Source organism: Candidatus Rhodoblastus alkanivorans (assembly GCF_022760755.1).
GTDB classification, from domain to species: Bacteria; Pseudomonadota; Alphaproteobacteria; order Rhizobiales; family Beijerinckiaceae; genus Rhodoblastus; species Rhodoblastus alkanivorans.
Genome location: NZ_JAIVFP010000001.1, coordinates 2,321,938 through 2,330,626 on the forward strand (window position 1 = coordinate 2,321,938; position 8,689 = coordinate 2,330,626).

General features: G+C 62.8%; 10 protein-coding genes and 2 pseudogenes. 5 read left to right on the forward strand and 7 right to left on the reverse strand.

What is annotated here, in order from left to right; translation table 11 throughout:
• Positions 1-78: 78 nt before the first annotated feature.
• Together aat and K2U94_RS10885 are read right to left on the reverse strand one after the other, a co-directional pair.
• Positions 79-747: a leucyl/phenylalanyl-tRNA--protein transferase gene (gene aat / locus K2U94_RS10880; RefSeq protein ID WP_243067233.1), complete on the reverse strand. Its 669-nt coding sequence runs from the start codon at positions 745-747 to the stop codon at positions 79-81.
• A gap of 59 nt (positions 748-806) precedes the next feature.
• Complete coding sequence (locus K2U94_RS10885; protein WP_243067234.1) at positions 807-1,487, reverse strand: hypothetical protein; 681 nt, start codon at positions 1,485-1,487, stop codon at positions 807-809.
• A 159-nt stretch (positions 1,488-1,646) separates the two neighbouring features.
• On the opposite strand from K2U94_RS10885, the pseudogene K2U94_RS10890 reads away from it, so the two are divergent.
• Together K2U94_RS10890 and K2U94_RS20760 are read left to right on the forward strand one after the other, a co-directional pair.
• A pseudogene (locus tag K2U94_RS10890) lies at positions 1,647-2,750 on the forward strand (cytochrome P450); the annotation flags it as partial.
• A gap of 76 nt (positions 2,751-2,826) precedes the next feature.
• On the forward strand, positions 2,827-3,015 hold the full coding sequence (locus K2U94_RS20760) for a cytochrome P450 (protein ID WP_425332549.1): 189 nt from the start codon (positions 2,827-2,829) through the stop codon (positions 3,013-3,015).
• Here K2U94_RS20760 and K2U94_RS20765 read toward each other — a convergent pair.
• From K2U94_RS20765 to accB, 5 genes and pseudogenes are all read right to left on the reverse strand, one after another.
• Positions 2,972-3,787 carry a pyridoxal-dependent decarboxylase gene (locus tag K2U94_RS20765; RefSeq protein WP_425332550.1) on the reverse strand — a complete coding sequence of 272 codons (816 nt, stop codon included), beginning with the start codon at positions 3,785-3,787 and terminating at the stop codon, positions 2,972-2,974. The two genes, K2U94_RS20760 and K2U94_RS20765, sit on opposite strands and share 44 nt — an antisense overlap.
• A gap of 61 nt (positions 3,788-3,848) precedes the next feature.
• Positions 3,849-4,325 (reverse strand): annotated as a pseudogene (locus tag K2U94_RS20770) (pyridoxal-dependent decarboxylase); the annotation flags it as partial.
• A gap of 188 nt (positions 4,326-4,513) precedes the next feature.
• A complete protein-coding gene (locus tag K2U94_RS10900) occupies positions 4,514-4,942 on the reverse strand; it encodes a hypothetical protein (protein WP_243067236.1) in 429 nt (142 codons plus the stop codon).
• Positions 4,943-6,304 carry an acetyl-CoA carboxylase biotin carboxylase subunit gene (accC, locus tag K2U94_RS10905; RefSeq protein WP_243067237.1) on the reverse strand — a complete coding sequence of 454 codons (1,362 nt, stop codon included), beginning with the start codon at positions 6,302-6,304 and terminating at the stop codon, positions 4,943-4,945.
• Positions 6,304-6,825 (reverse strand): acetyl-CoA carboxylase biotin carboxyl carrier protein, encoded by a 522-nt coding sequence (gene accB / locus K2U94_RS10910; RefSeq protein WP_243067238.1) that lies wholly within the window; start codon positions 6,823-6,825, stop codon positions 6,304-6,306. Before accB ends, accC begins: the two co-directional genes overlap by 1 nt.
• Positions 6,826-7,127: 302 nt before the next feature.
• On the opposite strand from accB, the gene K2U94_RS10915 reads away from it, so the two are divergent.
• From K2U94_RS10915 to tatC, 3 genes are all read left to right on the forward strand, one after another.
• Positions 7,128-7,364: a twin-arginine translocase TatA/TatE family subunit gene (locus K2U94_RS10915; protein WP_243067239.1), complete on the forward strand. Its 237-nt coding sequence runs from the start codon at positions 7,128-7,130 to the stop codon at positions 7,362-7,364.
• A gap of 104 nt (positions 7,365-7,468) precedes the next feature.
• Positions 7,469-7,900 (forward strand): Sec-independent protein translocase protein TatB, encoded by a 432-nt coding sequence (gene tatB / locus K2U94_RS10920; RefSeq protein ID WP_243067240.1) that lies wholly within the window; start codon positions 7,469-7,471, stop codon positions 7,898-7,900.
• On the forward strand, positions 7,897-8,667 hold the full coding sequence (gene tatC / locus K2U94_RS10925; protein WP_243067241.1) for a twin-arginine translocase subunit TatC: 771 nt from the start codon (positions 7,897-7,899) through the stop codon (positions 8,665-8,667). The genes tatB and tatC overlap by 4 nt, the downstream gene beginning before the upstream one ends.
• The last annotated feature ends 22 nt before the right edge of the window (positions 8,668-8,689 follow it).

An 8,689-nucleotide genomic window follows, 5' to 3' on the forward strand; every position in this document is an offset into this window, starting at 1 on the left:
TCCGTTTGAATCGCAAACGGCTCTGGATTCTTTCGCTTTTTGTGAAAAAGGCCCAGTGTCCGCTTTTCGCGCGCCGCTCTATGGCGCGCGCACGAGGCTCAGCACCTCCTCGGGCGCAGCCTGCGGGTCGAGGGCGCGGAAATCGCCCTGAAGGTCCAGCGCGGCGTCGAGCCGGCGGCGGTAATCGGCGCGGGAGATTTCGATGGCGCCGAGGCTTTCGAGATGCGGCGTGACGAATTGCGCGTCGAGCAGGGAAAAGCCGCCGAATCGGAGTCGCGCGACCAGATAGGTCAGGCAGACTTTTGAGGCGTCGGTGACGTGGTGGAACATGCTTTCGCCGAAAAAGGCGCCCCCCAGCGCCAGACCATAGAGCCCGCCAACCAGTTCGCCTTCGCGCCAAGCCTCGACGGTGTGGGCGAAGCCCATGTCGAACAATTCGCGAAACAGCGCGGCGATGGTCTTGTTGATCCAGGTTTTTTCCCGTCCCGGGCGGCTTTCGGCGCAGCCCGCGAGCACGGCGTCGAAGTCCTGGTCGATGCGGATGTCGAATTTTTTCGCTTTTATCGCTTTGGCGAGGCTTTTCGAGACGCTCAGGCGATCGAGCGGGAAAATCCCGCGCTCGCGCGGGTCGAACCAATGCAGGTAATCGGCCTCCGCGTCCTCGGCCATGGGGAACAGACCGGCGGCATAAGCGCGCAGCAGGATGCGCGGCGTGATCGGCTCAGGCTTGGGGGGCGGAGGGCGCATGCGCCAATTGTGGCTTTCGCGAAGGCGCGGAACAAGGTCTTTCCGCGCGGTACCGTAGTTTACCGGAAGGCGAGCGACGCCATGAAGGAACCGTATCTTCGTGCCATGTCCGCTCGCATCGGGCCCCATGCGGCGGCGGAAACGATATAGTTCACCTGATTGCCGCAAATGCCGATCCATCCGGTATCGGCATAAAATTCGGCCGGCGGCTTGAACTCGCCCACCGCGCGCTGAACTTTCACCATCTTCAGTTTCGGTCTGACATGCGTGTGAAAGAACAGATAAAAATCCTGCGGCGTCGCCAACTCGCGGCAATGCGCCCGCGTTCCCAGAGCGAAAAGGACGGCTTCATACATATGCGTCGCAAGATAGTCGTCTTCGGATTCCGCGGTTTGGACGCCGGGACGCAAGCCGATTTCGACCCCGATGGTCGCAAGCGAGGCGGAATAGTCAATGACGAGCGATTGGGCGGGATCGTAAGGACCGGAAAATCTGCTGTGGTAGGAGAGCAAAAGGCTGCTCTTGGCTTTTCGTTTGCCGGTAATGTCGCCGGCGAGATATTTGTCGATGGTCTCGGCGGCGATTCGATAATCGATCTCGCTGATATAGGGTCGGACCCCGTCGAGACAGGCGACGACTTTCGCGCCGAGGCAGCCGTCAAAGGCGCGGGCGGGCGTGGCCAGTAATTGCGCGCCGGAAACGGCCGTCAGCGCGGCCAGGGTGACGAAGCGATGTTTCACTCGCGCCTCGATAAGGAACAGGTTAATTTTGCCCGGGACATGATCCAGGGTTTTCGAAAAGCGGCGGCCGGATTTCGAAACAATCCCGCCAGACAACTTTAGGGCGTTGCAGCAGCTTGATTTGCGCCAATCCTGACATTTTGCGCCGGGTCAATCGAAATGACCTCTGGCTCTGCCCCGCTCGTCCCGCCGTTCCCGCCAGTTCATCCGCACCGCCTGCCGTCCTTCGTCGCTTTGTGGATGGTCGTGCGCAACAATCTCTCGAACTGGCCGCGCCAGGCCTTCGAGGAGCCGATCCGGCGCTCGCGATTCTTCGGCGCGGATGTTCTTGTGGTCAGCGACCCCGCTGGAGTGCGGCATGTGCTGAACGAGGCGGCGGACAAATATCGCCGGCCGGTCATGGCGTCGCGCGCCCTGCGCCCGATCGGCGGCTCGGGCGTATTTCTGGTCGATGGCGCGCAATGGCGGCGCCAGCGCAAGATGCTCTCGCCTTTGTTCACGCCGGCGAGCGTTGGCCTGCTGGTTCCGCATTTCCATGCGGCGGCGGATTATATGCTGCGGCGGATCGAGGGCGCGAATGCGCGCAATCTATCGCGCGATTTTCAGGATGCGGCGCTGGACTCGGTGTTCCGGGCTCTGTTCTCGCTCCCCGAAGCCGAGCGCCGCGAAAAACTGGGCGCCATGGCGCGACTCTATCTCGAAGGGGTCGGGCGGCCTATGGTATTCGATATTTTCGCCCGCGAAGAGGTGTCTTTCGCTTTCTTTTCGCGCGGCAGGTGGAAATTCCGGATGCAATGGCAGGAGGCGGTTGACGCCTTGATCGCGGAGCGGCGCGCGGCGCCGAGGGCGGGCGCGGGGCGCGACCTGCTCGATCTGCTGCTCGCCGTGCGCGATCCCGAAACGGGCGAGGGAATTTCGACGGTGGAAATCCGCGATCAATGCGCGACCATGCTGGTGGCGGGTTTCGAGACGACCGCCCGCCTGATGTTCTGGCTGTGCTACCTGCTTGCGCTCGACCCGGACGAGCAGGACAGGATCCGCGCCGAATTCGCGGCCTTCCCGCCGGAGCGGGCGCAAAGCCTCGACGATCTGGGGCATTGGCCGCGCCTGCGGATGGCGATGTTCGAAGCCCTGCGGCTTTATCCGCCGGCGCCCCATGTGCTGCGCGAGGCGGTCGCCGACGACGTCATTTGCGGCGAGCGGATCGCGCCCGGCGCTCAGATCTGGCTCAGCGCCTGGATCATCCATCGCCATCGCCGTTTCTGGGAGCGGCCGGGGGGCGTTTTTGCCGGAGCGCTTCGCCGACAAAACAAACCCGTGGAATTCGGGCGCGCCCTTCATGCCCTTCGGCGCCGGCCCCCGCATCTGCATCGGCGCGGGCTTCGCGCTCGCGGAAGCGGCGATCGTGCTGGCCCATTTCCTGTCGCGCTATCGGGTTGCGCTGTCCGACGAGAAGCCGGTGCTGCCGATCGGGGCGGTCACGATCAGGCCGAGCCGGGAGCCGGTTTTCCGATTGGAGCGAGTTTAGGCGCTGGCGCGAAAATCCACAACGACGGCCCTCGCCCGTGGTTGAACCCCCCGGCCTCCGCCTCGGTCATCGGCGCATTGACGGGGTGTTTCGCGAAATGGGCGATGGCGCGGCGCAGATCGTCGATCAGGATTTGCGCGAGGTCGCGGGTGAGGCCCTGACGGACGAGGATGCGCTGCACGGGAACATTCTGCAGATTGGATGGCAGCGTATAGGCGGGAACCTGCCAGCCCCGCACTCGCAGACGGTCGGCGAGGTCAAACAGGGTGTAGCCGGGCGCAACGCCCTCCTTGATCTTCCAGGTGACGGCGGGAAGGCCTTTTTCGGGATCGCCGTCGCACAGCAGGTCGAACGGGCCGAGTTTCGCGATCTCATGGGCAAGATATTGCGCGGTGTGGTGGCAGTCCATGTAGACCTTGCGATTGCCGTCGCGGCCGAGGCGGATGAAATTGTCATATTGGGCGTTGATCTGGCCGGCGGGGCGCGAGAAATTGATGGCGAAGGTCGGCATTTCGCCGCCGAGATAATTGCTTTTGAAAACAAGATCGTCCGGCAAGTCTTTCTTGTCGCGCCACAGGATCCAGCCGACGCCGAGCGGGGCGAGGCCGAATTTGTGGCCGGAGGCCGAAATCGATTTCACGCGGGGCAGGCGGAAGTCCCAGACCAGATCGGGCGCGCAGAAAGGCGCGAGACAGCCGCCCGATGCCGCATCGACATGAATATCGACATCGAGGCCTTGTTCGGCCTGAAGCTGGTCCAGCGCCTCCGCCAGGGGGCTGGACCGGCTCGAAGGTTCCGGTGTGGGTCACGCCCAGGGTCGGCACGACCCCGATGGTGTTTTCATCGACCCTTTTGAGCATTTCCTCGGCGTTCATCAGCAGGCGCCCATGCTCCATCGGGACTTCGTGGATTTCGACGTCCCAATAGCGCGCGAATTTGTGCCAGCAGATCTGGACCGGGCCGGTGACCAGATTGGGCCTGTCGGCAGGCTTCCCCTGCGCCCGCCGTCTGGCGCGCCAGCGCTATTTCATCGCCATGCCGCCGAGCATGGCGGCTTCGCTCGACCCGACGGCCGACGTTCCCACGGTGTTGGCGGCGTGCGGGCTGTTCCAGAGGTCCGCCAGCATATGGACGCAACGCGCTTCGAGTTCGGCTGTCTGGGGATATTCGTCCTTGTCGATCATGTTCTTGTCGATCGCGTGATCCATGATCCTGTGGATCTCCGGCTCCTCCCAGGTCTGGCAGAAGGTCGCCAGGTTCTGGCGGGCGTTGCCGTCAAGGAAAAGTTCGTCCTGCACGATCTGAAACACGGTTCCAGGCTCGTTTTCCGATTGCGGAAACTTGTATTTCGGCAATGGCTTGGCGCTGTCGCCGCGCGAAGACGGTGTCCATGACGACGTCGCGAATATGCTCTCGTTCGTGCAGGCTCAACGTCTCCGCCGGTGTTGCTTCGCTTTGCAAGTCCTGTCGGGACTTGGTCAGGCTTTTTCGACAGCGGTCAGCGCGTTACACTGACGCTGCCGTCCACAAAGGTCAACTTGCCGGCGCCGTCCACGCGCCAATAGACGAAAACGTCTGGCTGGCTCCAGTTTTGGCCGAGCCAGCGGGCGCCCACAACCTCGTCGTCATTCGGGCAGGCCATGAAAAGCTCAAAACCTTCCCGCTTCAGCCGCGCCTCCAATGGGCCGGCGTCCGAACCGGGCGGAAAGAGTTTTCGCAGTTTTTCGCCGAGCGCGCCGGGCGGGGAAGCGCCCTGTTTGAGGCGGGCTTTTTCTTCGGCGAGCGTGCGCGCCGGGCAGGGCGCGCTCAGAACGCCGTCGGCCCGCACGCTGGCGATCAGCTCAGGAACCGGCGCCGGCGTGTCGAACAGCCAGATCGCCGCGCCCGTGAGCGCCAGGAAAGCAATGAGCGCCGCAGCCAGCCGCACTTATGATTCCAAGCCGTCCATGCCGCCCTTGGCCAGGAAATTTTCCAGCCAATGGATGTCATAGGCGCCGTCCTGAATGTCGGCGTTGCGCACCAGGGCGCGGAACAGGGGCAGAGTGGTGTCGACGCCGTCCACGATGAATTCGTCCAGCGCGCGGCGCAGGCGCATCAGCGCCTCGATCCTGGTGCGCCCCTGAACGATGAGCTTGCCGACCAGGGAATCGTAATAAGGCGGGATCGTATAGCCCTGATAGACGGCGGCGTCGACGCGCACGCCCACCCCGCCGGGGGGGTGGTAGTAAAGGATTTTGCCGGGCGAGGGCCGGAAAGTGACCGGATTTTCGGCATTGATCCGGCATTCGATGGCGTGGCCCCGCAATTCGAGATCGGCCTGGGCGAAACTCAGGGGCGCGCCGCTGGCGATCTTGATCTGCTCGACCAGCAGGTCGAGGCCGGAAATCATCTCGGTGATCGGATGCTCGACCTGAATGCGGGTGTTCATCTCGATGAAGAAGAACTCGCCGTTTTCATAAAGGAATTCGATTGTGCCGGCGCCGGAATATTTCAGCTTGCGCATGGCTTCGGCGCAGATTTCGCCGATGCGATTGCGCTCGTCCTGGTTCAGCGCCGGCGAGGGCGTCTCCTCCAGCACCTTCTGGTGCCGGCGCTGCAGGGAACAATCGCGCTCGCCGACATGGACCGCATTGCCATGGCCGTCGCCGAGAATCTGGATTTCGATATGGCGCGGCTTGTCGAGATATTTTTCGAGATAGACGGCGTCGTCGCCGAAAGCCGCTTTGGCCTCGGCGCGGGCGACGGCGAGCGCCTCCGGCAGTTCTATGGCGGCGCGGGCGACCTTCATGCCGCGTCCTCCACCTCCGGCCGCCGCCTTGACCAGCACTGGAAAGCCGATGTCCTCGGCGATGCGCATGGCCTCGTCGTCATCGGTCACGCCGCCTTCCGAGCCCGGCACGCAGGGAATCCCCAAGGCGCGGGCCGTGCGTTTGGCCTCGATCTTGTCGCCCATGATCCGGATATGCTCGGGGCTCGGGCCGATGAAGGCGATGTTGTGATCGACGAGGATTTCCGCGAATTTGGCGTTTTCCGAGAGGAAACCGTAGCCGGGATGGACGGCGTCGGCGCCTGTGATCTCGCAAGCCGCGAGCAGGGCTGGAATGTTGAGATAGGATTCGCGCGCCGGGGGCGGGCCGATGCACACCGATTCGTCGGCCAGCTTGACATGCATGGCTTCGGAATCCGCCGTGGAGTGGACGGCGACAGTGGCGATGCCCAGCTCTTTCGCCGCACGCAAAATGCGAAGGGCGATTTCGCCACGATTGGCGATGAGGATCTTCTCGAACATCAGGAGATAACCAGCAGCGGCTGGCCATATTCGACCGGCTGCGCGTCCTCGACGAGGATGGCGGTGATCGTGCCGGTCTTGTGCGCGAGAATGTCGTTGAAGGTCTTCATCGCCTCGACCAGAAGCACCTTATGGCCTTCCGTCACATGCGAGCCGATCTCGATGAAGGGCTTGGAATCCGGGCTGGGACGCAGATAGACCGTGCCGACCATGGGCGATTTGAGCGCGTCGGCATGGTCGATGACGACAGCTGGCGCTTCCATCGCTGCGGAAGCCGCCGAGGCGGCGGGTTGCGGGTGGGCGGGCTGGGTCGCGGGCGCCGGCGCATAGATCGCGGCGGGCGCGGGGCCGTGCGGCTGGCGCGCGACCCTGATCCTCAGATCGCCCTTTTCCACCTCGATTTCAGTGAGATCGGTCTCGCTCAGCAGGGTCGCGATCTCGCGCACCAGCGCTGCGTCGATTTTATCGGCGGTTTCGCTGGCGCGGGCGGGTTTGGCGACGGAGGAGCTGGTTCTGCTCATATGTTATGGGCCCTCGGTGAAATTTGACGCGCCTTCGGCGGGGCAATCCGGCCTTCCCGGCGTGTCGGCCAGCAGCGATCATGCGGCCGCTTCGCACGGGTCTTTCGTCCCCAGGGCGATTCTCGGCGAATGCTCATAATCTGTTTAGCACGGCTTTTGAAGCGTCATAATCGTGCTTTGCCCGGCGCAAGACATATCCCCATTTTTAGGTGCGGCTTGTTTTTGCCCCTTTGGCGCACTAGGTTTGCGCCAACAGAGCGCTTCTGCGGGCGCGAGCGACCGGGTTTCGGGAGGTTTTGGTTATGGGCGGTTTTTCCTTGCCCCATCTGCTGCTGCTGGGCGTCATCGTCCTCATTCTTTTCGGCGGCAAAGGCAAAATTTCCGATATCATGGGCGATGTGGCGAAAGGCATCAAATCCTTCAAACAGGGCCTTTCCGACGAACCGCCTCCGGCGAAGCCCGCGGAGACGGCGCACACCATCGAGCATCAGCCGGCGACCCCGGTCGAGGCTTCGCGCGACGTCAACAAGGCGAGCTGACCTGTCGTTCGGGCTCGACTTTGGGACGTTTCGTCAAATTTTTGATTTGACGCGCCTTTACCCCTGAGCGACCGGCGCAGGACGCGATTGCCCGCGAGGCTTCGATGTTCGATTTCGATTTGGGCAAGCTTCTGCTGATCGGCGTCGTGGCCCTGATCTTCATTCCGCCCAAGGATCTGCCGGACGCCCTGCGCACGCTGGGCCGACTGATCGCCCAGGCGCGGCGGATGGCGTCCGATTTTCAGGGCCAGTTCAGCGAGGCCCTGCGCGAGGCCGAATTGTCGCAGCTTCGGGACGATCTGCATGATCTGAAGCGGAAGGCTTCGGTCGAGGGCACGCTGACCCGCGTCGCCGACATGCTGGAGACGCCGGCGGCGAAAACGGCGCAGACGACTGCCGCGGCCGCCGAGGCGCCGCCCTCATCTGGGCTTATCATCGTCGAGGACCAGCCGCTGGCGGCCCCGCCGCCCGAAGCCGCTCCTTCCCCTACAGCCTCGGCCGAAACCGCCGCGCCGGGCGCCGGGAAATCGTCATGAGCCAAGCCGATATCGACGCCACCAAGGCGCCTCTCATCGACCATCTGATCGAATTGCGGGCGCGCCTGATCAAGGCGCTGGTCGCCTTTCTCATCGCCTTTGTCGTTTGTTTCTACTTCTCGCATCACATTTACAATCTGTTGCTCAACCCCTATGTCGAGATCGTCGGGGCCGAGAACGCCAAGCTGATTGCGACCCATTTCCTCGAACAGTTCCTGACCCAATTGAAATTATCGATGTTCGGGGCGGGCTTCATCGCCTTTCCCGTGATGGCGCTCCAGATCTATAAATTCGTCGCGCCTGGTCTATACGGCCACGAGCGGCGCGCCTTCGCGCCTTATCTTTTTGCAACGCCGCTTTTCTTCTTCATGGGGGCGCTGCTCGTCTATTTCGCGGTGATGCCCTTTCTCATCCGCTTTTCGGTGAGCTTCCAGCAATTGAACGTCAAGGGCGAGGCGACGATTGAGCTTCTGCCCAAGGTCAGCGAATATCTGTCGCTGATCATGACTCTGATCTTCGCTTTCGGCGCGGCCTTTCAGCTTCCGGTCGTCCTGACCCTGCTCGGCCATGTCGGAATCATCGACCAGGCTTTTCTGCGCGAGAAGAGGCGTTATGCGATCGTCCTGATCACAGTGGCCGCCGCGATCCTCACGCCGCCGGACCTCATTTCCATGTGCGCCCTTGTCCTTCCCATGGTGCTTCTTTACGAAGGGGCCGTTTTCGCGGTGGGTCTGATCGAGAAGAATCGCGCCGCGTCCGAAACGTGATTTTTCGCCCGCCACAACGAGC

Coding starts and splice junctions, on each gene's coding strand:
- aat (WP_243067233.1), bottom strand. CDS start 747: ATGCGCCCTCCGCCCCCCAAGCCTGAGCCGATCACGCCGCGCATCCTG.
- K2U94_RS20760 (WP_425332549.1), top strand. CDS start 2,827: ATGCCCTTCGGCGCCGGCCCCCGCATCTGCATCGGCGCGGGCTTCGCG.
- accC (WP_243067237.1), bottom strand. CDS start 6,304: ATGTTCGAGAAGATCCTCATCGCCAATCGTGGCGAAATCGCCCTTCGC.
- accB (WP_243067238.1), bottom strand. CDS start 6,825: ATGAGCAGAACCAGCTCCTCCGTCGCCAAACCCGCCCGCGCCAGCGAA.
- K2U94_RS10915 (WP_243067239.1), top strand. CDS start 7,128: ATGGGCGGTTTTTCCTTGCCCCATCTGCTGCTGCTGGGCGTCATCGTC.
- tatB (WP_243067240.1), top strand. CDS start 7,469: ATGTTCGATTTCGATTTGGGCAAGCTTCTGCTGATCGGCGTCGTGGCC.
- tatC (WP_243067241.1), top strand. CDS start 7,897: ATGAGCCAAGCCGATATCGACGCCACCAAGGCGCCTCTCATCGACCAT.